Source organism: Kitasatospora sp. SUK 42 (genome assembly GCF_015776785.2).
Classification (GTDB): domain Bacteria; phylum Actinomycetota; class Actinomycetes; order Streptomycetales; family Streptomycetaceae; genus Kitasatospora.
This window is the reverse complement of record NZ_LFMD02000025.1, coordinates 39223-63885: the sequence shown is the minus strand read 5'-3', so window position 1 is coordinate 63885 and position 24663 is coordinate 39223. Positions and strand designations below refer to the sequence as shown.

Annotated in this window: 16 protein-coding genes; 10 read left to right on the top strand and 6 right to left on the bottom strand. The window is 72.4% G+C overall.

Annotation, left to right across the window (positions count from 1 at the left end; genetic code table 11):
• Nucleotides 1-201: hypothetical protein (locus tag RZ50_RS28445; RefSeq protein WP_217681005.1), on the bottom strand; the 201-nt coding region annotated here is incomplete at its 3' end.
• A gap of 1146 nt (nt 202-1347) precedes the next feature.
• Here RZ50_RS28445 and RZ50_RS28440 point away from each other — a divergent pair.
• Both RZ50_RS28440 and RZ50_RS28435 read left to right on the top strand, forming a co-directional pair.
• The gene (locus RZ50_RS28440) at nt 1348-7344 is read left to right on the top strand and encodes an RHS repeat-associated core domain-containing protein (protein ID WP_217681004.1); all 5997 of its coding nucleotides are present in this window, start codon (nt 1348-1350) and stop codon (nt 7342-7344) included.
• Nucleotides 7341-7808, top strand: a complete 468-nt coding sequence (locus RZ50_RS28435) for a hypothetical protein (RefSeq protein ID WP_196952779.1) — start codon at nt 7341-7343, stop codon at nt 7806-7808. Before RZ50_RS28440 ends, RZ50_RS28435 begins: the two co-directional genes overlap by 4 nt.
• 282 nt (nt 7809-8090) lie before the next feature.
• On the opposite strand, the gene RZ50_RS28430 is transcribed toward RZ50_RS28435, so the two are convergent.
• Nucleotides 8091-9875, bottom strand: a complete 1785-nt coding sequence (locus RZ50_RS28430; RefSeq protein WP_196952778.1) for a hypothetical protein — start codon at nt 9873-9875, stop codon at nt 8091-8093.
• A gap of 210 nt (nt 9876-10085) precedes the next feature.
• Here RZ50_RS28430 and RZ50_RS28425 point away from each other — a divergent pair, with 210 nt between their 5' ends.
• The 8 genes from RZ50_RS28425 (at nt 10086) to RZ50_RS28390 (ending at nt 21097) form a co-directional block, all read left to right on the top strand.
• Nucleotides 10086-14216 (top strand): hypothetical protein, encoded by a 4131-nt coding sequence (locus RZ50_RS28425; RefSeq protein ID WP_196952777.1) that lies wholly within the window; start codon nt 10086-10088, stop codon nt 14214-14216.
• Nucleotides 14217-14384: 168 nt separating this feature from the next.
• On the top strand, nt 14385-14810 hold the full coding sequence (locus RZ50_RS28420) for a hypothetical protein (RefSeq protein ID WP_196952776.1): 426 nt from the start codon (nt 14385-14387) through the stop codon (nt 14808-14810).
• On the top strand, nt 14807-15550 hold the full coding sequence (locus RZ50_RS29995; protein ID WP_196952775.1) for a nucleotide exchange factor GrpE: 744 nt from the start codon (nt 14807-14809) through the stop codon (nt 15548-15550). The genes RZ50_RS28420 and RZ50_RS29995 overlap by 4 nt, the downstream gene beginning before the upstream one ends.
• A gap of 30 nt (nt 15551-15580) precedes the next feature.
• Entirely contained in the window at nt 15581-18166 is a 2586-nt protein-coding gene (locus RZ50_RS28410; protein ID WP_196952774.1) for an Hsp70 family protein, read from the top strand.
• Nucleotides 18163-18456 (top strand): hypothetical protein, encoded by a 294-nt coding sequence (locus RZ50_RS28405; protein ID WP_196952773.1) that lies wholly within the window; start codon nt 18163-18165, stop codon nt 18454-18456. Before RZ50_RS28410 ends, RZ50_RS28405 begins: the two co-directional genes overlap by 4 nt.
• A 116-nt stretch (nt 18457-18572) precedes the next feature.
• Nucleotides 18573-18812 carry a chaplin gene (locus RZ50_RS28400; protein ID WP_196952772.1) on the top strand — a complete coding sequence of 80 codons (240 nt, stop codon included), beginning with the start codon at nt 18573-18575 and terminating at the stop codon, nt 18810-18812.
• A 140-nt stretch (nt 18813-18952) separates the two neighbouring features.
• Entirely contained in the window at nt 18953-20584 is a 1632-nt protein-coding gene (locus RZ50_RS28395; RefSeq protein WP_308272439.1) for an AMP-binding protein, read from the top strand.
• A 54-nt stretch (nt 20585-20638) separates the two neighbouring features.
• Nucleotides 20639-21097, top strand: coding sequence for an SRPBCC family protein (locus RZ50_RS28390; protein WP_196952770.1), 459 nt, complete (start codon nt 20639-20641; stop codon nt 21095-21097).
• On the opposite strand, the gene RZ50_RS28385 is transcribed toward RZ50_RS28390, so the two are convergent.
• From RZ50_RS28385 to RZ50_RS28370, 4 genes are all read right to left on the bottom strand, one after another.
• Nucleotides 21091-21498: a YccF domain-containing protein gene (locus RZ50_RS28385; protein ID WP_196952769.1), complete on the bottom strand. Its 408-nt coding sequence runs from the start codon at nt 21496-21498 to the stop codon at nt 21091-21093. The two genes, RZ50_RS28390 and RZ50_RS28385, sit on opposite strands and share 7 nt — an antisense overlap.
• Before the next feature lie 75 nt (nt 21499-21573).
• A complete protein-coding gene (locus RZ50_RS28380; RefSeq protein ID WP_196952768.1) occupies nt 21574-22122 on the bottom strand; it encodes a hypothetical protein in 549 nt (182 codons plus the stop codon).
• Between the two features lie 273 nt (nt 22123-22395).
• A complete protein-coding gene (locus RZ50_RS28375; protein ID WP_196952767.1) occupies nt 22396-24102 on the bottom strand; it encodes an alpha/beta hydrolase in 1707 nt (568 codons plus the stop codon).
• Nucleotides 24103-24105: 3 nt separating this feature from the next.
• Nucleotides 24106-24519 (bottom strand): hypothetical protein, encoded by a 414-nt coding sequence (locus tag RZ50_RS28370; RefSeq protein ID WP_196952766.1) that lies wholly within the window; start codon nt 24517-24519, stop codon nt 24106-24108.
• Nucleotides 24520-24663 lie beyond the last annotated feature (144 nt).

Here is a 24663-nt window from a genome sequence, read left to right as displayed (position 1 = left end):
GTTGATGAGGGTCAGCGACGTCTCGGTGGTCATCGCGTCGACCACGACCGGCTTACCCGTCGACTTGGCCTTCGCCCGCGCGTCCACGATGCCCTGCTGCAACGGCGTCAGAGCCACTTGGGCGCCCGTGGGCGTGGGCGTGGCTGCGAGGGCGGCCGGAGCGCCGAGCATGCCGATTCCCAGGGCGCTGGTGGCGGCCATGGCGACGAGCTGCGCGGTGCGTCGCCTTCTCGTCCTCGGTCCCCTCGCCTCGGACAAGGTTCTGAAACTGGACATTGTGAGAATTTTCGTCCTCCCCGATAAATTCCGCGATGACGCGGACGTTCGACGGGAACGATGGAGGTCCGCGAGTGGGGGAGTCAAGTCCCATCGGAGTTATCCCGACATCGAATCCCTATGTGCATCCGATCAACGCCACGCTAGGGTCCTCTTCGGCCGTCACAAAGACATGTGATGGGTCGTTGATTAGTCTCTCTTGAGGGGATTCAGATGGGGGCTTGGCGTATACAGGCGCCGCTCGGGAGATGGTTAAGGGGGGGACATCCTTGGGTGCCCCTTCTCGTCTTCTTGTCCGTTTTGACATCATTGATCATGGCTCCGTCCGCCGAGGCGTGGGCCGCGGCGCGGCCGCACGGCAAGGTGTGGTCGCCGAAGACGCCCCTGGCGGAGCAGAAGTCCGTCAAGGGTGAGGACGTGAAGCCCGGGAAGCTGCCGGGCGCGGAGTACCCGGTGCCGGGCGAATGGAAGCCCGCCAATTCGGCGGCGGTTTCGGGCGGTTCGGCGACGGTGGCACTGCCGGACGCGAATCCGGTGCAGGCCGGGCAGTTGCCGGTGAAGGTCGCCCAGGGCGACGGGAATTCGGCGGGCTCGGTCCGGGTGGACGTATCGGGCCCGGACGAGGGCAAGGCCGCCGGTGTGAGCGGAGCACTCGTCGCCCTCACCGGAACTGACGCTTCGTCAAGTGGGCGAAGTGTAAAGGTGGCCCTGGACCTGAAGAACCTCCAGGGAGCCGGATGGTCGGATCGTGCGCGGCTGATCCAGCTTCCGGCGTGTGCATTGACGACGCCGGACAGCGCGGAGTGCCGTACGCAGACGCCGGTCGAATCCAGCGTGGACCCGAAGACCGGCGTTCTGACCGCCCAGGTCACGCTTCCGGCGGCGTCCACGGTAAGTAAGAGCTCGCTGCCGGCGGGTTCCGGCGGTCAGGTCGTGCGGGCGTCGGACACGCAGGTGTCGGCCGTTCAGACGTCGGCGGTGCTGGCGGCAACGGCCACGCCGTCGGGTCCGATGGGCGGGTACTCGGCTTCGCCGTTGTCCTCGTCGGCGGCGTGGGGCGCGGGCTCGAACATGGGCAACTTCACCTACTCGTACCCGATCCAGACGCCGGCGTCGATCGGTGGTGCCGGTCCGGCGCTGTCGCTGGGCTACGACTCGTCGATGGTGGACGGGAAGACGTCCTCGCAGAACGCGCAGTCGTCCTGGGTCGGTGAGGGCTGGGACTACCAGCCCGGCTTCATCGAGCGCTCTTACCGGTCCTGCGACAAGGACGGGATCACGAACTCGGGTGATGTCTGCTGGGGTGGCCAGAACGCGTCGCTGAGCCTGGGAGGTCACTCGGGCACCCTGGTGCGCGACGACGCGACGGGGGTGTGGCACCTTCAGGGGGACGACGGCTCGAAGATCGAGCAGCTGACGGGCGCGGCGAACGAGGCGCACAACGGCGAGTACTGGCGGGTGACCACGACCGACGGCATCCAGTACTACTTCGGCCAGAACCACCTTCCCGGCGGAAACCACAGCGATGCGGCGACGAACTCGGTGGAGTACGTGCCGGTCTACTCGCCGAACAGCGGGGACGACTGCTACAACTCCTCGACCGGAAAGGGTTCGTGGTGCCAGGAGGGGTGGCGGTGGAACCTCGACTACGTCGTGGACACCCACCAGAACCTGATCACCTACTCCTACCAGCAGGATCTGAACTACTACTCCCGTGGCGGCGGCCAGAACAGCGGCAACGGCACGCTCACGCCGTACGTGCGGGCCGCCGAGGTGACGCAGATCGCCTACGGCCAGCGCCTTCCCGAGCAGCTCGCCGCGGGCGGCGGTGTCAATCCCGCCGCGAAGGTGCTGTTCACGACGGCTGAGCGGTGTGTGGCGTCGGGCAGTGTGACGTGTACGTCGGGGAACCGGACGGTGGCGAACCAGTCGAACTGGCCGGACACGCCGCTGGACCAGGCCTGCGGGTCGTCGGGGTCGTGCAAGAACTACTCGCCGACGTTCTGGTCGCCGTTGATGCTGTCGCAGATCAGCACGCAGGTGCTGGTCGGCTCCAGCTACACGACGGTGGACTCGTGGGCGCTGAACCACACGTTCCCCGACCCGGGGGACGGTACGAAGCCGGCGCTGTGGCTGGCCTCGATCGTGCGCACGGCCACGAACGGCCGGCCGGCGGTGGCACTGCCGGCGGTGTCGTTCACCGCGCGGGAGCTGGCGAACCGGGTCGACGGCCTGGTGCCGGCGGAGCCCGGGTTCCTGCGTCCGCGGATCCAGCAGATCACCGCCGAGACCGGTGGGCAGATCAACGTGAACTACGCAGACCCCCAGTGCTCGCGTGTCAACAGCACGATGCCGTCCTCGGAGGACGGCAACACGATGGCGTGCATGCCGGTGCACTGGTACCTGCCGGGTTCCTCCTCGCCGGATCCGGTGAGCGACTGGTTCAACAAGTACCTGGTCACGTCGGTGACCGAGCAGGACGCCGTCACCGGAACGACGTTGACGAAGTCGACGAACTACACCTACGGCGGCACGGCGGCCTGGCACCGCAACGACGGAGAGTTCACCGACCCGAAGGTGCGGACCTGGGACGACTTCCGCGGCTACCAGACGGTGACGACCACGACCGGCAGCGGCTACTCGGGTGAGGCGCCCAAGACCCAGCAGGTCACGACGTACCTGCGGGGCATGAACGGCGACTACCTCGCCAACGGTTCCACGCGCAACGTGTCAGTGTCGTTCACGCCGTACCCGGGCGCGAGCGCGGTGACGGTCACGGACGACAAGTGGCGCACGGGCAACGTGATCGGCACGCAGGCCTTCGACCAGGCCGGCGGCAACGTGCAGAGCGCCTCCTCCACGGTGACCGCCAACGACGTCGTCACCGCGACGCACCACCAGCAGAACAACATGCCGGACCTGGTGGCGCGCTACCAGAGCACCAGCACCACGGCCTCGTCCTGGACGAAGCTGTCCAACGGGGCGTGGCGCACGACGAGTTCGGTGACGACGTTCGACCCGAACAACGGCAACCGCCCGATCCAGGGCGATGACAAGGGTGACGGCACCGCGGCCGCTCCGGAGATCTGCACCACCACCAGCTACGCGACGGGCAGCAACCCGCTGATGCGGATGCTGGTGTCCGGGGAGAAGATCGTCGCGGGCCCGTGCGGGACCACCCCCGACGCGAACAACACGCTGAAGGACACCCAGACCCGCTACGACAACATGGCGCCGGGCAAGGCCGGGGACACCGCGGACCCGACGAGCACCTGGGCCGTGGACTCCTACGACGCCGCGGGTCAGCCGAACTACGCGCAGCTGACCTCCGCCACCTTCGACACCTACGGGCGGGTGACCTCCGCCGCGGGCTCCGACGGCGTCACCCAGCAGACCGCGTTCACCCCCGCCACCGGCGCGATCCCCACCACCGTCACCCTGACGGGCCCGATGGGAGCAGGGTGGTCGACGACCCAGACCCTTGACCCGGGTCGCAGCATCCCGCTGGTGTCCACCGACGCCAACGGCCGCGTCACCACCAAGCAGTACGACGCCCTAGGGCGTCTGACCGCGGTGTGGCAGCCGGACCGGGCCACGAACCTGGGCGCGAACTACACGTTCTCCTACGCGATCAATGGTGTCACGGCTCCGACCGTGATCACCTCGCAGGCGATCAACGAGGACGGCACCTACCGCACCAGGAACGAGCTGTACGACGGTCTGGGCCGTCTGCGGCAGACCCAGAGCAGCCCGGCGACCGGCGGCACGGGGCGTCTGATCACCGATCAGGTCTACGACTCGCACGGCTGGGCCGTGAAGACGGCCGCGGCGTACTTCGACGGCGCGAACCAGCCGAACGGGACGATCTTCGCTCCGCAGGACTCGCAGGTGCCCGCGCAGGACTGGATCACCTACGACGGCACGGGCCGCCCCGTGAGCGATGCGTTCATGTCCTACGCCCAGCAGCAGTGGGTCACCACCACCGCCTACCCCGGTGCGGACCGTGTGGACGTGACGCCGCCGCAGGGCAAGTCGCCGACCAGCACGTTCACCGACGCCCGTGGCCGAACCACCGCGTTGTGGCAGTACCACGGCAGTGCGCCGACGGGTGTGGCGACCGATGCGGACGTCACGACGTACGCGTACACGCCGGCCGGTCAGCCGCTGACCCGCAAGGATGCGGCGGGCAACACCTGGAGCTACACGCACGACCTGCGCGGGCGTCAGACATCGGTCACGGACCCGGACTCCGGCACGACCAGCACCACCTTCGACGTCAACTCCCGCGTCGCCTCCACCACGGACGCCAAGGGCAACACCCTGGCCTACTCCTACGACGTCCTCGGCCGCAAGACCGGCCTGTACAACGGGAGCGTCGCACCGGCGAACCAGCTCGCCGCCTGGACCTATGACACCGTGGCGGGTGGCAAGGGCATGCTCGCCTCCAACACCCGGTACGTGGGCGGCGCGCAGGGTCCGTCGAGCAGGGCGTACACGCAGGCCGTCACCGGCTACGACGCGATGTACCGGATCCTCGGCTCCACCATGACCATCCCGGGCGGGACGGGCGGTGAGGGACCGCTGGCGGCCACCTACACCACCAGCAACGTCTACACCCCGGTCCTCGGTTCGCTGGACCACACGAACCTGCCCGCGGTGGGCGGCCTGCCGGCGGAGGAGGTCGACTTCACCTACAGCAACACCGGTCTGCTGATGGCCTCCGGCGGCGCCGGCACTCTCGTCACCGACGTCCAGTACGACGCCACGGGCCGCCCCACCCGTACCACGGTGGGGGACTTCGGCACGCAGGTCGTCTCCACCCAGCAGTACGACTGGGCCACCGGACGGCTCGTCAACTCCTTCCTGGACCGCCAGGCGGGCACCACCTCACTCGACCAGTTCGCCTACACCTACAACCCGGCCGGGCAGATCACCTCGGTCAAGGACGTGCAGAGCGCCTCCGCGACCGATCTGCAGTGCTTCACCTACGACTACCTCGGCCGCCTCGCCAGCGCCTGGACCGACACCGGCGACACCACCACCAAGGCGGCGCCGTCCGTGCCGGGCGTCGGCGCCTGCAACAACACGAACGGCCCCGCCGTCACCGGCGGCAAGCCGAGCGTGGGCGGTCCGTCCCCGTACTGGCAGAGCTACACCTACGACTCCACGGGCAACCGCACCTCGCTGGTGCAGCACGATGTCACCGGCAACACCGCCAAGGACATCACCACCACCCAGGCGTTCAACCCCGCGGGCACGGTCAACACGGCCACCACCGCCCCGAACACGGGCGGCGGCACCGGTGGCCCGCACGCGCTGACGTCGACCTCGACGAAGTCCGCGAGCGGCACGGCCACCACCAGCTACCAGTACGACGCGATGGGCAACACCACCAGCGTCACCGACACCACCGGCACCACCACCCTCACCTGGAACGGGGAGGACAAGCTCGACTCCGTCACCAAGGCCGGGTCCCAGGGGACGTCGTACCTGTACGACGCGGACGGCAACCAGCTGATCCGCCGTGACCCGGGCAAGACCACCCTCAACCTCGGATCGGACGAGCTCACCCTCGACACCGCCTCCGGGGCGATGACCGACGTGCGCTACTACGGTTCGCCGGGCGGCATCACCATCACCCGGGTCACCGCGCTCACCGGCGGCGGCCAGTTGGTCTACCAGGCGTCCGACCCGCACGGCACCAACGGCGTCCAGATCAACACCGATGCCGCCCAGACGGTCTCGCGCCGTCCCACCGACCCGTTCGGCAACCAGCGCGGCACCCAGCCCGCGCCCGGGACCTGGGCCGGTGACAAGGGCTTCGTCGGCGGCACCAAGGACGACGCCACCGGGCTGACCAACCTCGGCGCCCGCGAGTACGACCCCGTCCACGGCCGCTTCCTCAACCCGGACCCGCTCCTGGCCGAGGGTAGCCCCCAGCAGTGGAACGGCTACGCCTACAGCAACAACGACCCGCTCAACAGCAGCGACGCCAGCGGCCTGACCTCCGTCAGCGACGGACGACTGGCCGAGTACTGCAACGAGCACCCGACCTCCACCAACTGCACCACCGGTGGGCCCTCCACCTCCCAGCCCATCACCCCCACCAACGGGACCTCCGCCTCCGACACCGGCAACAGCGGTGACGGCGGTGGCGGCGGCACCAGCGGTGGCGGTGGCGGTGGTGGCGGCGGTCACAGCGACGGCGGCAAGAAGAAGTGCGGAGGGTTCAGCGGCTGGCTGAAGTGCAAGGCCAAGAGCGCCGTCCACACCGTCGTCAAGGCCGTCGAGGACCACCCGGTCATCGCCGCCATGGTCGTCACCGCCGTCGTCGTCGGCGCGGCCGCCTGCATCGTCGCCTCCGGCGGCGTCTGCGGCGGCGTCCTCGCCGCCGCCGCCGAAGGCTTCGCCGGCGCCCTGGAAACCGGCGCCACCCTCTCCGGCGCCATGGCCGGAGCAGCGATGGGAGCCGCAGGCACAGGCGGACTGGCCCTCGGAGCGACAGCGGTCGCAAGCCTCGGCGCCGGCAAGATCGTGTCAGCACTCGAACAGGACGCCGGCAAGGCGGCCTCCGCGGCGCCTCGGACCCCGTCCCCGACCGTCAAGGAGCCCACCTCCCCGGCCAAGGCCGCCCGCCCCAGCAACGAGAGCGGAAACCCGGGCGCCAAGGGGAGCGGTGGAACGCTCACCTTGCACAGCTGGGAGCCTTCACCGGGTGACACGACTCCGCACTACAGCGTCGAGATCTCGAACGGCTCGCGGAGTGTGCATACCGAGCAGATTCACTCCGAGGACAAGTTGATTACTGAGATCGACTACTTCCAGCCGGAAACAGCTCACCGCTGGTCGAAGCAAATCTCGCTGCCCAACCCGGAGGCGGCGATGAAAGCGCAGTTCAAGGCGGTCAACGCTCCGCCCGGCGGCCCGTACGATGGGATCACGAACAGCTGCCTCAGTCACTGCAAGGCGATGGCCGAAGCCGGTGGTCTGCCGACCGACGGCGTCCGGGAGTTCGGTGCCTTGTTCGGGCTCTCGTGGCGGGACCTCGCGGGAAGGACGGGACAATGAAAGGGGCTGACTCGATGCCGCGTTGGAACTATGACGAGTCTCCGGCGCCTACCAAGGACATCGCTCTGGGTGACCTGCTGGCAAGCGGTCATGCCGGCAGCGAGGTGGAGTACCAGCTCGGGCGGCTACTCGTCAGTTCGAACGCGTCGTACCTGAATCAGTCCGGCTCGTTCCCCACGGGTGACGACGAGGAGTTCATCGAGGACCAGGCCGACGCGATCGACGGCTGGGACGCGGTCAGGAAGGCCTGCCGTCGGCTGCTGGTGGCCGGGGCGGCCCTGGAGGAGGAGCGCATGGCGCTCCGCGCAGAGGTGATCGCGGCAGGCCGCTCGAAACGGGAGGCGCTCGTGGAACTCCCGGCCGACCAGCCGCGGCGCGATGCCCAGGCCGCGCTGGCTCAGGTGCTGGGCGATCTGGCGGACCTCTATGCCAGGTATCCGCGCCCCCGAACCTCAGGGGGTTGATCGCGGGCGGGGATACGGCCCTCCGTGCCGAGCGGGAGGAGTACTTCCGGCTCGTGCAGCGGGGCCACAGCAACGAAGAAACGAAGAGGCGTCCCGACTCGTGGGCATCCACGAGCGGGCCGGCCGTGAGTGACGCCACGGCCGGCCCGAGGGCCGCGTGAAGACGAGGCCGCCCGCGCTATCCGCGCGGGCGGCCTCAGTCTTACCGTCCCGGCCGGCCCCTCGCCGGCCGACCCTTCGTCGTCCGGGCGCTCGACCACGCGGCCGACTTCCGGTGAGCGATCATTCCGGCAGCTCCACCGCCTGCCAGCGGTAGGCCGCGTCCTCCTGCCACACCTGCAACTCGCCCTCCACGACCGCCGCCAGGCAGAGCCGCCAGTCGTCCCCCATGGCGAGGGCGACCCGGGTCGCCGGGCGCAGCGTGGGCCGCCACCACCGCGGGCGCCGCGACGCCCCGCCGGGAGGCAGCCGCAGCCGTACGCCGCCCGCGCCCGCGAGTGCGACGGTCGGGCCGCCGCGGTGGCCGACCATGGCGATGCCGAGGGAGGGCTCCCCGTCGCCGATCTCGGCGGCGGGGCCGGCCGCCCCGAGGGTGTGCAGCTGCGCCGAGCCGTCCGCCCGCAGGGTGGCGGCCTGTGGTCCGGCCGAGGTACGGGCCAGCGCCCCGGCGCGCAGGGCGCCCGGTGGGCCGAGCGGGACGGGCGGTTCGCCGGAGCCGGGGCGCCAGCCGAGCACCCGCTCCTGGTGTTCGAGCAGGACGAGCCAGGCGCCGGGCCGTTCCTCCTCGGCGGCGAGCACCCGGTCGGCGGGGCAGCCGGGGTGCTCCTGGCCGGTGAGGGTGAGGCCGGGGGCCCAGCGGTAGGAGCGCAGGGCGCCGGCGGCTGCGGTCCACACCGTCAGCTCCCCGGCCGAGTTGACCGCCCCGGCCAGGCCGCTGACCCCGCGCGCCGCCTCCCACCAGCCGGCGGCGGTGCCGACCCACAGGGTGCCGGTGCGGTCCTCGGCGCAGACCACCAGCTCGCCCTGGCGTCCGGCCCAGCCGGTCGCCAACTCCCGTACCACTCCCGGCCCTTGGCCCGCGGGCAGCCGGTGGTTGGTGCGGCCGGGGCCGGCTAGCGCGGTGCCGTCGGCACCGCCGGTGACCACCAGCGGCCTGCCGGCCCGGTCGGGCAGCACGGCCAGGCCCGCGGTGCGCGCCACCGGGCGGTGGGCGCGCAGGAGTTCGCGGCCGCGGGCCACCCAGGGGCCGAGCGGGGCGGGCCGGCGGTCGGGCTCGCGGGCGAGCGGCTCGCAGGCCCAGTGGGCCAGTTCCTCGGCGTAGCCGGCGGCCAGCAGCTCGGCGCGGGCCTGCTCGGCGGCGAGCCGGTGGTCGAGCCGGCCGTGGTCGGGCAGCAGCAGGGTGCGGGCGAGGGTGCCGACCGCGAAGAGGTCCTTGGCGGTGGTGGGGAAGCCGCCGACCTGCTCGGCCTCCGGTGGGACGTGTCCGGGGGTGAACACGGCGACGGTCAGGGTGTGGTCGAGCGGGGCGAGGAAGGTCAGGTCGATCAGCTTGACCTGCCCCTGGGCGTCCACCAGGACGTTGGCGGGGGAGATGTCGCGGTGCACCCAGCGCTTGCGGTGCAGTTCGTCGACGATCCGGCAGAGCCGGCCGAGCACCTCGGCCACCGCCGCCGGGCCGCCGCGCTGGGTGCGGGCCCAGGTGTGCAGCGGCACGCCGTCGACCCAGGGCGAGATCTGGTAGCCGAGCAGCCCGCCGGAGGGCGCCGCGCCGGGCCGGTGCGGGGAGGGGCCGAGGAGGAAGCTGGGCACCACCAGGTCGGTGACGCCGAGCCGGTGGGCGTTGTGCGAGACGTCGTCCCAGCGCCCGAGCCAGCGCCGCACCTCGGAGGGGTCGCGCTCCAGCATGATCTTCGCGGCGACGAGTTCCCTGATCCCGTTGTGGCCGGTGCGCACCGCCCGCCACACCTCGGCCTCGCCGCCCCGGTGGTGGAACTCCAGCAGTTCGTACTGCTCGGGGTCGAACTCCGGCCCGAAGCGGAGCCCGGGCACCCAACGAGACTCGGACACGCGACCCCCGACGCTTCTCACCGCTGCTGTTGCCTTGGCCATGTACTGCTGATCCGTTGCCCAGGATAGTGCTCATTTCTGTTCGTCTGACCAGAGGAGGGCCTATTCTGATGGGCGCCCGAGCAACATCACGAAACAACGTCAACTCATGATCGTACGGGGGTTGTTGATCATGACGTGGGGCGACGATCGAGCACAGGGGGACGGTGCATGCTGCTGATCGCAGTGCTGCTGATCGCGGTGGCACTGGCCGGTGCGGCCGCCGTCGCACTGGCGCGCAGGCGAACCGTCCCGGACGCCGCGGGTGCCGCCAAGGCCCTCGCCGCGGCCGCCGAACGGCTCGCCGCGGGCAAGGCCCCGCAGGCCCGCCGCCGCTACGCCCGGCTGGCCCGCCAACTCGCCGCCGGACCGGAGGAACTGCGCTTCCAGCGCGGCCTCGCCCTGCTCGGCGAGGCCGAGGCCACCCTCCCCACCGGCGACCAGCAGGCCGCCCTCGCCCTGCACCGCGAGGCCTTCCCCCTGCTCGCCGACCCGGCCCGGCAACTGCCCCGGTGGAGCCTGCGCCGCCTCGCCGAGGAACGCACCCAGGCCCCGGACGGCGACCTCGGGCCGGTGCTCGCCTTCCTCCAGTCCGCCGACCCCGCCGACCCCGCCGACCCCGCCGACCCCGGCGAGGAGGCCGAGGCCGTAGCCCGCGCCCAGGCCTGGCTACAGCGCCTCTGCCGCGAGGGCGACGCCGAACAGCGCGAGCACGCCACCACCAGCGCCCTCACCGCCCTCCCCGGCCGGGACTGGCCGGTGCTCGCCCGGGCCGCCCTGCTGCGCACCACCGGACGGGCCGCCGAGGCGGAACCCCTGCTCGCCGCCGCCGCTGCCGCCGGCGGCAGCGGCGAACTCTGGTTCCGCTGGGGCGCCGAACTGTTCACCCTGCACCGGGACGAGCCCGCCGTCGCCGCCTTCGACGAGGCGCTGCGCCGGGGCCCTGGCGAGCCCTCCCCGTGGGGGCGCGGCCCGGCGCTGCGCACCGACACCCTGCTCTTCCGCGGCCTGGCCCGCCAGCGGCTCGGCGCCACCGACGCCGCCTGGGCCGACCTCGCGGCCGCCGCCGAAGCGGACCCGGCCGACCCCCGCCCGCGCTACGCCCTCGGTCGGCTCGCTCTGCTGCTCGGCGCCGACGACCGGGCCCGGGAGCAGTTCACCGCCGCCCTGACCGCCCAACCCTCCTTCGCCCCGGCCCGGTTCGGCCTCGCCCTGGTCCACGAGCGGGCCGAGCGGCACGCCGAGGCCGCCGCCGACTACCGTGCCGGCCTCGGCCAGGCCCCCGACTGGCGCCCCGCCCGGATCCGGCTCGGCGCCGCCCTGGCCGCCGCCGGGCAGGCCGCCGAGGCGGAGCCGATCCTGCGCGCCGAGGCCGACACCGAACCGGGCACCCGCTGGAGCCGGGTCGCCGCCTTCCACCACGGACTGGCCCTCGCCCGCACCGGCGACCCGGCCGCCGCCCTCGCCCGCTGGGAACCCCTGGACGACCCCGAGCTGAGCGACCACCGGGCCCCGGCCCGCGACCGGCTCGCCCGTACCCGGCTCGCCACCGACCCGGGCGCCGCCCGCGAACTGTGGCAGCAGGCCGCCGCCGAGCAGCCCGCCGCCCCCGGCCACCGGGCCGCGCTGCGCGAGGCCGCCCTGCGCGAGGCCGCCCACCTGCTGGTCACCGGCCGCGACCGCCCCGAAGCGCGCGAACGGGCCACCGCCGCCCTCGCCCTCGCCGACACCCTGCCCGGCGCCCTCACCCACCGGCAGTCCCGGCTGCGCGCCGTCCTCGCCCTCGCCGAGGGCTCCACCGGGCCGGTCACCGCCCTGCTCGACCCCGCCGCCGGACTCCGTGACCGCTACCACCTGGCCGCCGTGGCCCTGTTGACGGGCCGCCCGGTGCAGACCATCGCCCTGCTCGGCCCGCTCACCCCCGACCCGGCCGGTGACCCGGCGCTCGCCCGGCTGCGCGCCCTGCTCGCCGAGCGGGCCGGCAACTGGGCCACCGCGCTGGAGTGGTACGGCCACTTCCTGTCCGCCGCCCCCGCCACCGCCCCCGCGGACCCGGTGGGGGACTGCGCGGCCTGCGAACGCCCCGCCACCGGCACCTGCGGAGGCTGCGGCCGGGAGGCCTGCGCTGCCCACCTGCACACCCCCGCCGGCACGGCCGCCCCGCGTTGCGTGCGCTGCACCGGCCCCGCCCTGCGCGCCGTCCTGGACTGCGCCCGCCGGGCCGGCACCCCCGAGCGAGCCGAAACCGTCCTCGCGGCCTGGGCCGAGGCGCTCGGTGACGGCCCCGCCGCCGCGCCCGTCCGGCTCGACCTCGCGCTGCTGCGCGCCGAACTCGGCCGCCTCGACGAGGCGTTGGCCGACCTGCCCGAGGGCGCGGGGGCCGCCCGGGCCGCCGTACTGGTCCGCCGGGCCGGCGCCGCGCTCGCCGCCGAGCAACCCGGACGGGCGGCCACCGACCTGCGCCAGGCCCTCACCCTCGCCCCCGGCCACCCGCGGACGGCGGCCGCGCTGATCCTGCTCGGCGAGCACGAGGCCCACCAGCACGCCGTCGAGGGCCGCCGCCTGGAGGCCTACCAGGGCTACCGTGCCCTGCTGCTTAAGGACCCGGCCAACCCCCGGCTGCTGCACGCCCTCGGCCTGGCCGGCTACCGGCTGGCGGCGTCCGCCGCGCCGGCCGGGACCTCCGACGAGCAGGTCTGGGCCTGGACCCTCGGCTCGCTGGTCGCCGCCCTGCACCAGCCCGAACTGTGGGCCGAGAGCGCCCGGATCACCGGCCGCCCGGCCGAGCCGCAGCGGCTGGCCACCGCCCGTACCGCGCTCACCGACCGGCTCCGGGAGGACCTGCGCGCCCTCGACCGGGCCGCCGGCCGCAGCGGCGACGAGGTCACCGCCTGGACCCTGCGCCTGGGCATGGAGGCCCGCGCCGCCGACGCCCTCGCCCAGGAGGACGTCCGGATCACCCTGCCCGGCCGCCCCGCCCGCCGCCTGACGGTCGGCCCCACCCTCGACCGGCTCTTCCGCTCCGAGCCCGAACTCGCCGCCTGGGCAGCGGCGTTCGAGCAGGCCGTACGGGCCTGGCGGCGCCCCGACGGCCCCGACGCGCCCGCGCCCACCCGGGCCCTCGGCCTGTTCGGCGAACTCGGCCCGCAGCGCTACCTGCACCTCCAGGGCCGCCAGGCCGCCGCCGTCGCCGCACTGGACGCGGTGGCCGAGAACGAGCGCGGCGAGGACTGGCAGGCACTGCTCGGCGCCGCCCTGGTCGCCCAGGCCCGGGAGCACCACCGCAACCAGGACTGGCGCGAGGCCCTGGACAGCCTCACCCGCGCCCGGACCGTCCCCGGCGCCGTGCTGCCCGACGACGCGGCCGCCATCGCCGCCGAGTCCGGGGTGCGGGCCGCCCGCGCCCTGCTCAAGAGCAGTGACGACGACCAGGCCGGAGCTGTCGAACTGCTGGAGAAGGCTTACGCGTTGGCCCCGGAGGACCGCGAGGTGCGCGGCGACCTCGGTGCCACCTACGCCCAGTGGGCCCGCAAGATCAACAACGAGGAGAAGGACTACCCGCGCGCCCTCACCCTGCTGCGGAAGAGCCTCGACCTCGTCCCCGGCGACCAGACCGCCCGGCACTTCCTCCAGGCCGCCCTCGGCAACCGGGCCGGCCAGCTCAGCCACCCCGACGCCTCCGACGAGGAGCTGATGGAGGCGGCCGACCTGTGGCAGCAGCTGATCAACCTCAGCCCCGGTGATCCGGACCACCGGCACGGCCTCGCCTTCGTGTTGCGCCAGCTCTCCCGCTCGGCCGCCTTCGCCGACGACCGCGCCTCCGCCATCGAACTGATGACCATGGCGCTGCGTGCCGACCCGGATTGGGACGGCGACCTTGAGAGTGAGGCCCCGCGCCGGGTCGCGGTGATGCTCGCCAACCACGTCATCGAGGCCATGCAGGACAGCCCGTTCGCCGAGCAGTCCGCCATGCTGCACAGGGCCAAGTCCTACGACGACTCGGTCGACATCCGCCGGCTGATGGTCAGCGTGTGGCGCGCCGAGGCGGTCGGCCACTACGAGCGCCACCGCTACATCGAGGCGGTCATGCTGCTGAAGGAAGCGATCGAGCTGTCCGGCGATCCGGAGGACACGGCCAGGCTGCACAACGAACTCGCCGTCGTCCTCAGCTCCTTCGCCGTCGACCGGGCCAATGCCGGCAGCTACCTGGAGGCCCGGGGGGCGATCGATATGGCCCTCCACCACCGTCCGTACGACCGCGAGCTGCGCGCCCTGGCGGCGCGCATCAAGAGGCTCCGCTGACCGGCAACCGAAGGGCGGCCGATGGCGTCGTAGACGTTCCCGGTCGTGAGCCGTGAGTCCCGGCCCGCCCGAGCCGTTCAACCCGCCCGAGCCACCCGGCCGTTCAACCCGACCGACCCGTGCGACCCGTTCTGCCCGTTCGACGCGTGAGGAGAGAGACCGCCCGCCATGCCACTGCACGAACCGTCGCCGTACGAGGTCCTGGGCATCCCGCTCACGGCCGGGGTGCGCGAGATCAACCTCTCGGTCGGCAAGGCCCTCAAGGCGGGCCGCTACAGCCGCCAGCAGATCCAGGACGCCGCCGCGCTGCTGCGCAATCCGGACCGGCGGCTGGAGGCGGACCTCCAGCAGCCGCTGCCGCCGGAGCCGGTCGACCAGGCCGCCGACCTGCTCGCGCCCGCGCTCGCCGAACCGCTGCTGGTGATCGAACGCCCGCCGCTGCCGCCCGCCCCCGGCTTCCTGGCCCTGCACCGGGCCGAGTTGGCCGCGGACTTCGCCGAGCCGGCCCCCGGCGGCGCCGACCCCGAACCGCCCGTCCCCGCCCGCTACGCGGCCGACCTGTCCGTGCTGCCGCAGATCGAGGTACCGGAATGACCGACACACCGACCGCGTCCCCGCTCGACGGCCGTCAGCGGCTGGCGGTCCCGCCCGGCGCCGAGTCCGTCGATCTCGACGCCAAGTTCAGCCAACTGCTCTTCCGCGCCTCACTGCTGGGGAGCAGGCTGACGGAGCAGAAGCAGGCGGCCCGGGCCGCTCAGCGGGAACTCCTGGGCGTCCTGGTCGAGGTGGACGACGCGCTCGCCGCCCTCGGCCTGGACCGCGAGCTGGTGGCGCACGGGCGCGGCGCCGGCCTGGAGGCCACCCGCCGACGGCTGCTCGGTCGGCTCGCCAAGGCCGGGGTGCGCCCGATGCGGCTGGACGGGCTCGCGGCGGACCCGGCGCTGACCGAGATCGTCGGCACCGAGGCCCGGGCGGGGGTGGCGCCGGAGACGGTGCTGCAGACGGTGGTGACCGGGTTCTTCTGGGAGGAGGAGGTGCTGAGGCGGGCCCAGGTGGTCGTGGCGGCTCCCGGGGCGGGGCCGGAGCTGGAGCCGGAACTGGAAGCGGAGCCGGAACTGGAACCGGAGTTGGAGCCGGAAGCGGAAGCCGAGCCCGAGTCGGTGTACGAGCCCGCAGAGCCCGAGCCCGCAGAGCCCGAGCCCGTGGACCCGGAACCCGAGGCCGCGGCACCCGCCGCCCCCGAGGGCCCCCGGCCCCGGCCGGTCCCGCCCAGGGTCCGCCGGCAGGGCAAGGCGGCGGGCCGGCCCGGCAAGCGGGCCAAGCGCAAGAAGTAGCCAGACCACGAGGGGCAAGAGGGGAACGACATGTACCGCACACTCGGCATCGACCTGGGCACCACCAACTCGGTGGTGGCCCACCTGCGCCGGGGCGAGCCGGAGATCATCTTCAACCGGCAGAACCAGGAGGCCACGCCCTCCGTGGTCGGCAGCGGCCGCAAGGGCGAGCTACTGGTGGGCTCCACCGCGCGCAGCCGGATCGCCATCGACGGCGCCAACGTGATCCGCTCGGTCAAGCGCTTCATGGGCCGCAAGTTCAAGGACCCGCAGGTGCAGGCCGCCCTCAAGGAGGTCGACTACAAGGTCACCGCGGGCACCGACGGCGACGTCAACGTCTGGTTCAACGGCCGCTCCTACACCCCGATCGAGATCTCCGCGATCATCCTGCACCGGCTCAAGGAGGATGCCGAGCAGCGCTTCGGCGAGCCCTTCCACCGCGCCGTCATCACCGTCCCCGCGTACTTCGGCGAGCGGCAGGTCGCGGCCACCCAGGAGGCGGGCCGGATGGCCGGCCTGCACGTGCTGCGGATCATCAACGAGCCGACCGCCGCCGCGCTCGCGTACGGGATCACCTCCGAGGCCGGCGACGAGGGCCGCACCGTCCTGGTCTACGACCTCGGCGGCGGCACCTTCGACATCTCCATCCTGCTGCTGGTGCCTGGCTCGGTCTCGGTGCTCGGCATCGAGGGCGACAACCTGCTCGGCGGCGACGACTTCGACCGGGCGATCACCACCGCGCTGCTGGAGGACATCCGGGAGGAGTACGGCTCGGACTACCAGCCCGACCTGCGCGACCGTCCGAAGATCGCCTCCACCGCCGAGACCATCAAGATCGAGCTCTCCAACCAGGAGTCCTCCGAGGTCATCCTGCCCGGCCTGGGCGCCGGACAGCTGGTGCTGGAGACCGAGTTCGAGCGGGCCCGCTTCGAGGAGCTGATCGAGGCCCACATCGAGCGGACCATCGAACTGACCCACAAGGCCATCATGCAGGCCAACCTGACCGTCGGGGACATCGACGAGGTGGTGCTGGTCGGCGGCTCGACGGCGATCCCGCTGGTCGCCCGCCGGCTCGGCGAGGTCTTCGGCCCGCGCCGGATCCGGCGCGGCGTCAACCCGATGCAGTGCGTGGCGCTCGGCGCGGCCGTGCAGTCCGCGCTGGTCGGCGAGGTGGAGTGCCCCGAGTGCCGGGCCCCCGGCGACCTCTCCGCCTCCAACTGCGTCAACTGCGCCACCTCGCTGCTCGGCGGCGCCAGGATCTCCTGCCCGACCTGCCACCTCCCGGTGGACGCCGAGGCCGACGCCTGCCCCAAGTGCGCCCAGGACCTGGCCGGTTCGACGACTTCGGCCCCGTCCTCCCCGTCCGCCCCGGGCATCCCGCAGCAGACGCAGGCCACCACCGTGGTGCGCGGCGACAACTGCCCGCGCTGCGGCACCCCGGCCGCCCCCGGCGTCACCGCCTGCGAACTGTGCGGCGAACCGCTCAACTCGGCCGCCCCCGGCAACACCAAGGTTGCCACCGCCGCCGAGGACGTCGGCCTGCGCTGCGCCTCCTGCGGCGTGGTCAACCCGCCGGGCAGCGAGGTCTGTCCGGGCTGCGGCGAGCTGATGCAGGTCACCAACCCCTTCGACATCACCCCGAAGAACCTCGGCATCGAGCTCAACGACGGCCGGCTGGCCGTGATCATCCCCAAGAACACCAGCTATCCGACGAGTTCGCCGGTCAGCCGGGAGTTCGTGGTCTCCGGCAGTGGCCGGCAGCGGCTGGAGGTCGCGGTCTACGAGGGCGAGCACGAGATCGCCCAGCAGAACGAGCTGATCGGCCACCTGACCCTGCGCCTGCCCGAGGGGCTCGGCGGCCGCACCCCGGTGGAGGTCTCCTTCGGCCTGGACCGGGACCGCACCATCACCCTGTCGGTCCGGATCCAGGGAGGCGGCGAGAAGACCGTCAAGCTGGAGCGGGTCACCCTCGACCCGGAGCTCAAGGTGCAGGTCGAGGAGCAGCAGCGGCAGATCGAGACCTTCACCGACCGCTGGGGCGGCGAGCTCACCGAGGCCGAGATGCGCGAGGCGCAGCGGATGATGGACACCCTGGACGACCTGGCGGCCGGGCAGACCCGCGGCCAGTCGGTGGACGCGGCGCTGGAGCGGGCCCAGCGCCAGCTCAAGGCCCAGCGCTGGGTGCGCGGTTCGGAGGCGTACCTGAGCCTGTTCATCCACTACTGCGAGAAGCACCTGGACCCGAGCGACCTGGACCGGCTGCGCTCGGTGGCGGCCGAGCTGCGGCTGCGCCGGGAGGCCGCCGACTGGGAGGGCGCGATGCGCGCGGCCCAGAAGGCCGACGAGCTGTGCGACTCGCTCGGGCACACCTTCCGGATGCTCACCATGTGCAACGTCTACGTCAACCAGAACATGGTCTCACCGGCCCTGGCCCAGCAGATCATGGCGGAGCTGCGCGGGCTGGACGAGGCGGTGGAGGCGGCGAACATGGAGGACGTCAACCGGCACATGTCGAACCTGCTGGCCCTGTACGCGCAGGCGGAGCGGGAGCTGGGCAGCGAGCCGGCCGCCGAGTCGCTCGGCCCGGTCCGCCCGGAGGAGGCGGGTCCGCGATGAGCGTGGTGACGCCCCTGGACGTGCTGTGCCCGCTGTGCAAGGTCCCGGCGGATCCTCGGACGCTGGGCTGCCCGTCCTGCCGGGAGGACCTCAGCGTGCTGTTCCGGCTGCGTTACGCCGGTCGGATCGACTACAACCGGGCGCTGGACGCGCTGGCGGCCGGGGACGGGGCGCTCGCGCTCGGGCTGCTGCACCGCGCGGTGGAGGCCGAGCCAGGGCTGGAACCGGCCCGTGAGCTGCTGGAATCACTGAGCGTGGCCGGTCTCGGGGGCCGGGTGGACGAGGGGTGAGATGACGACACTCCCCGGAATGGGTCAATCCCGGTGTGTCGAGGAGCGGATCGCTTGTGATCGTGGATGCGTGTGATCGTCACACTTCGACTCGACATGCTCACAAGGAGCGACGAATGCGTATGCGTACCACCCTCGCCGCCACCGCCCTCGCCGCGGTGACGGTCCTCGCCGGGGCCGGCACCGCCGCCGCCGGCGACGCCACCGCCAACGGTGCCGCCATCGGCTCGCCGGGCATCCTGTCCGGCAACCTGATCCAGGTCCCGATCAACCTTGAGGCCAACGTCTGCGGCAACAGCATCGACATCATCGGTCTCCTCAACCCGGCCTTCGGGAACATCTGCATCAACAAGTGACCCGAGCACCGGGGCCGCCCGTCGAACCCGACGGGCGGCCCCGGTGTCGTGTCCGTACCCCCGTTCGGGGGTGGCGGCGCGGGCCCGGGGCGGCGAGCATGGTTCACCTGTCCCGCACCGTCGCACCCAGGAGTCCGCCCGTGCCGACCACGCCGACCCCGCGCAGCTACGCCTCCGGTACCTCGGACGTCCCGCTGCTCGGCGACACCATCGGGGAGAACCTCGACCGCGCGGTGCGCGCCTTCCCCGAGCGTGACGCCCTGGTCGACCGGCCCACCGCCCGCCGCTGGACGTACGCCCAACTCGCCGCCGACGTCGACGCGCTGGCCCTCGGCCTGCTGGAGCTCGGCATCGCTAAGGGCGACCGTGTCGGCATCTGGGCCCCCAACTGCGCCGAGTGGACGCTCACCCAGTACGCCACCGCCAAGCTCGGCGCGATCCTGGTGACGGTCAACCCGGCCTACCGCGCCCACGAGTTGGAGTACGTGCTGAACCAGGCCGGGATCCGGCTGCTGGTCGCGGCGGACCGCTTCAAGACCTCGGACTACGCCGCGATGATCGAGGAAGTCCGGCCGAACTGTCCGGAGTTGGAACGCGTGGTGCTGCTCGGCAGCACCGCCTGGGACGCGCTGCTGACGGCGGGCCGACAGGCCGATCCCGCGCTACTCGCGGCCCGCCAGGGCGAGTTGGCCCCGGACGACCCGATCAACATCCAGTACACCTCGGGGACCACCGGCTTCCCCAAGGGCGCGACCCTCTCGCACCACAACATCCTCAACAACGGCTACTTCGTCGGCGAGTTGCTCGACTACACCGAGCAGGACCGGATCTGCATCCCGGTGCCCTTCTACCACTGCTTCGGCATGGTCATGGGCAACCTCGCCGCCACCTCCCACGGCGCCTGCATGGTCATCCCGGCCCCCTCCTTCGAGCCCGGCGCCACCCTGGCCGCCGTCGCCGCCGAACGCTGCACCTCGCTGTACGGCGTGCCGACCATGTTCATCGCCGAGCTCGCCGACCCGGACTTCGCCCGCTACGACCTCAGCAGCCTGCGCACCGGCATCATGGCCGGCTCGCCCTGCCCGGCCGAGGTGATGAAGGAGGTCATCGGGCGGATGGGCATGGCGGAGGTCTCCATCTGCTACGGCATGACCGAGACCTCGCCGGTCTCCACCCAGACCCGCACCGACGATTCGATCGAGCGGCGGGTCTCCACCGTCGGCCGGGTCGGGCCGCACCTGGAGGTCAAGGTCGTCGACCCTGCCACCGGCCGCACCGTCCCGCGCGGCGAGCCCGGCGAGCTGTGCACCCGTGGCTACTCCGTCATGCTCGGCTACTGGAGCGAGCCCGAGCGCACCGCCGAGGCCGTGGACGCGGCCCGCTGGATGCACACCGGGGACCTCGCCGTCATGGACGAGGACGGGTACGTGGCGATCACCGGGCGGATCAAGGACATGGTGATCCGCGGCGGCGAGAACCTCTACCCGCGCGAGATCGAGGAGTTCCTCTACACCCACCCCGACATCCTCGACGTCCAGGTGATCGGCGTCCCCGACCCGAAGTACGGCGAGGAGCTGATGGCCTGGATCCGGATGCGCGAGGGCGCCGAGCCGCTCACCGCCGAAGCCGTGCGCACCTACTGCGGCGGCCGCCTCGCCCACTTCAAGATCCCGCGCTACGTGCACGTGGTCGAGGAGTTCCCGATGACGGTCACCGGCAAGATCCGCAAGGTCGAGATGCGCGAACTGGCCGTCCGCATCCTCGGGCTGTAGCGCCTTCGGGCCCTCCGGGAGGCGGGCCCGGGCGCCCGGCGGGAGAGTGGGGCCATGCCCCTGGACGTCACCGTGGAACGCGTGATCCCCCTCCCGCCGGAAGCCGTCGCCGCCTACGCGATGGACTGGCGCCACGACACCGAGTGGACCAGGGGCATCCGCTCCGCCGCCCTCACCCGCGAGGCCGACACCGGCGGCTTCGGCGTCGGCGCCGAGGTCACCCGGACGGCACGGTTCCTCGGTCGGAGCTTCGACTACGTGCTCCGGGTGGCCGGCTACGCCCCGCCGCGGATGCTCGACCTGGTCTCCGTCGCCGGCCCGGGGCCCCTGCAGATGACCTACACCTTCGAGCCCACCCGGACGGGCACCTTCGCCCGCATCCGGGTCCGCGGCGGCTCCGCCCCCCACCACCTCCTGGCGGCCCCGCTGATCTCCCGCCAGGTCCGCACCGCCCTCACCGCGGACCTCCACGCCTTGGAGGCCCGCCTCACCGCCCCCGGCGCGCCTCAGTAGCGCGCGGCCCCGAACGCCTGGTCGCTCGGCACGACCTCGCGGCCGAGCGGCATCAGCGAGATCGGGATCATCTTGAGGTTGGCCCAGCCGAAGGGGATCCCGATGATCGACAGGAAGAGCGGAATGCTGGTGACCAGGTGCGCGATCGCCAGCCACCACCCGGCGAAGACGAACCAGATCACGTTCCCGATGCACGACGCCGGCCCGGCGTCGGCCCGCTCGACGGTGGTCCGCCCGAACGGCCACAGTATGAAGCCGGCGATCCTGAATGAGGCAATGCCGAACGGAATGGTCACGATCAGGATGCAGCAGATGATTCCGGCGATCGCGTAGCCGATGGCCATCCAGATTCCGCAGAAGAGCAACCAGATGACATTGAGGACGAAGTTGATCGGCTTCATGGGGGGTACCTTCTCACGTTCCGCGGATCCGCTGCTACGACCTGGCGATGCCCTGCGGGGGTGGTGTCCACGCCCCTAGGGGGCGTTCCTCGGGGATGGTTCAGGGGTGTCGGTGACCAGCCTCGGGATGTACGCGTCGCGGCACTCCCCGGATGCGGGGCAGAGGGACAGGGGCAGGTCGTCGCCGTTCTGGGGTGTCACGATCCGGTACTCGACGAAGGTCACGAACTTGCCGTCGCCGAGGTCGACCGTCCGGGTGTGCGCGGGGCCGAGGACGTGGTCGGGGGAGCCGACCACCCTGATGCCGTCCACCTGGCCGGGGAAGGCGGTGACGATGTACTCGGCCATGTTCGGGATCGAGTCGGTCGGAAACGGGCGTTCTTTGGTCAGGTCGTCGATCGGGATGAAGGTGACGCCCGTGGCTATGGGGTTGCGGATGGTCACGACGCAGACGTCGACGTTGTCCACCAGCCAGAACGCCGCCGCTCGGGAGTCCCCGTCGGTGTCGAGCACCGCGAGGGTCGCGAGGGTCGGTTTCGGGCACTGCTCGGGCCTTGAGCCGACCGTGCTCAGGGTGTCCACGATCCACTGCGCGGATGGCGGCGCGGGCTCGGACAGGGGCACTTCGTGACGGGGTGGGCCCCCGTCGCCGAAGGGGGCGCAGGCGACCACCGTGACCAGGAGAATTGCCGAACACGCCGCGCCCACAAGGCGATTCATCGCGTACCCCCCGTAGCGAATGGTGATTCCAGGGTCCGCCCCGGCGGGGCGGCCGACAAGGCTCGGAAGGTCTCGGAATCGTCCCGGTCGCCGGCCCCTGCGGGGGTGACGCGGGTCAGGTCGGCGGAGTGCTGTCGGGCCAGAGGCAGGGGGGGCTGACCCGGAGGGTGAAGCCGCTCAGGAGACCGGCTTCCCGGCGATGACCTCGCCCATGGACCTCAGGGTGGGCGAACCGTGGTTCCAGTAGTCGGAGTGTCCGGCCCCGGGATCGGCGGGCAGGATCCGCGCGCCGAAGTCGGGGACGGTGGTCTGCCGCCCGTGGATCAGGTGGTGGTCGCCGTTGCCCCCGCCCCACATGTCGGCGAGGTCGTCGCCGATGTTGTCCGCCACGCCGCCGGGGTCGATCGCGGTGGCCCAGCCGATCGCGTCGCCGTCGCTCTGCGCCGCGTACACGTGGGAGGGGTCGATGCGCAGCTCCTCGGCGTGCTCGACACCGCAGCCCGGGCTGGCGATCAGGACGACGTTGTCGACCGGTAGGCCCTTGTCGCGCATGGTGTAGCCCACGGCCGTGGTGCCGTAGCTGTGGGCCAGGACGGTGTTGTTCGACGGCGTGCCCTCGTGGGTGGCGCGCAGGCCGGTCTCGAAGCGGTGCAGCCCGTCCTCCGCGTTCCTCGCGTACGAGCCGTCAGCGGCCTCGGGGATGATCGACTGCGGCGCGTCGTAGCCCACCCAGGTGATCGAGGAGGTGGTGGCCGGGTCTCCCGCCCTCCGGTTGGCGGCGTCGGCCGAGGCGACCATCAGGTCCGAGCGGTTGATGTCGCGGTGGATGCCGCCGAGCCGCGCTCCGGTGCCGGGGACGTACGTCGACACGTTGTCGGCGGTGTCGGGGTTGTTGACGGCGATGATGGCGTGGCCCCTGCCGTCGGTGTCGAAGCCCAGCAGGAAGGCGGGTGGGTGGGTGGCGTCGACCGGGGTGTCCAGCCGCTGCTCGACGGCCTCCACACCTCTCAGCTTGTCCTCCAGGTCGTCGTGCCGGTGTTTCCACCGCTCGTACTCGGGGTTCGGGACGGGCTCGCCCCTGGCGAACCCCAGGAACCGCCTCGGCGCGGGGCCGAGCTCGTCGAGCCGGTGCTGGAGGTCCTGCCGGCCGCGCCGCAGGTTGATCCGGTTGGCCTGGTCGCGGCCGACCGCGGGGACGCCGTCGAGGGCGCCGATCCGGTCGGGGTGGTTGAGGACCATCCGGTGGCGCTGCTCGTCGGTCAGGCTGTTCCACCAGGCCTTGACGCCGGCCGGGTCGGTGCCGGTGGCGGGGGCCTGGTCGAGCGCGTCGGCGGCGGCGAGGTCGGTCCTGGCCGTGGCGGCGTCGAGCCCGGTGCCGTTGCCCGCGTTGCCGGCCAGGTGGGCGAGCCGGGCGCTGATCGTCCGGTCCGCGTGGTCGGCCTCGTCGAGCGCGGCGGTGATCCGGTCGCTGATCCGTTGGGCCTGCGCCTTGGCGTCGGGGCCGGCGAAGCCGGGGGAGCCGGGGTCCTCGTCCCAGGTGATCCTGCCGTCGGCGGCGACGTCCAGCCTGTGGGCCCTGGCGTCGTCGAGGGCGCCGACCAGGTGCGCCTGGGCCGCGGCGAAGCCCTCGGCGGCGTCGTGGAGGGCCCTGCCGACGAGGCCGATCTCCTGGTGGGCGGCCTGGAGTTCGCCGTGCAGGCGGCGGATCCGGGCCTGGGCGTGACCGGCGGCGGCCCCCGTCCACTGTGAGCGGTCCAGCCGGTCGACCACGTCGTGCTGCCAGCTCTCCACGTGCCGCCCGAAGGCGGTGGCCAGGGTGTCGAAGGCGGTCTTCGCGGTGGTGAGGTTGACGAGGTCGGCGTCGTGAAGCGTCTTGATGTCCATCGCCTACCCGGCCGCCTTCGCGCCGGTGGGTTCGGCGCCGGTGAACTGCGCGGGCTCCGGCACGGTCGTGCCGAAGGGGTCCGGTTCGTGGGGGACCGGCGCGGACGGGCTGCCCATGCTCGCCTGGATGTCCTGTTCGACCTGCCGGTAGTAGCCGGCGGACGAGGCGAGCTTGCCGCCGACGTCGCCCATGTCGCCGCCGAGCCTGTCCAGCAGGGCCTTCCAGTTGGCGCCGCAGTCGCGCACGGCCGAGGCGGTGAGCCAGCCCTGGAGACCCGCGGCGGCCTGGTCGCACGGATCGGTGATCTTCGAGGTCTCGTCCGGCACGAGGCCTGCGACGTGCTGGGCGCTCTGTCCGCAGCCGTCCAGTTCGGCCGGGTTGACCTCGAACTCCAGGGCCAGGTCGGGATCTGCCATGCGTCCCCCATGCATCCGGACCGGAGCGCCGCCGCGCCCGTGGTCGTGGGTCACTGCGGGGCATGCTAACGGATCCCTTTCGGTGAATATGAGCGGATTCATGCGGGTGTGGTACGGGGCCGAACACCCGTACCGCGCCGTCCG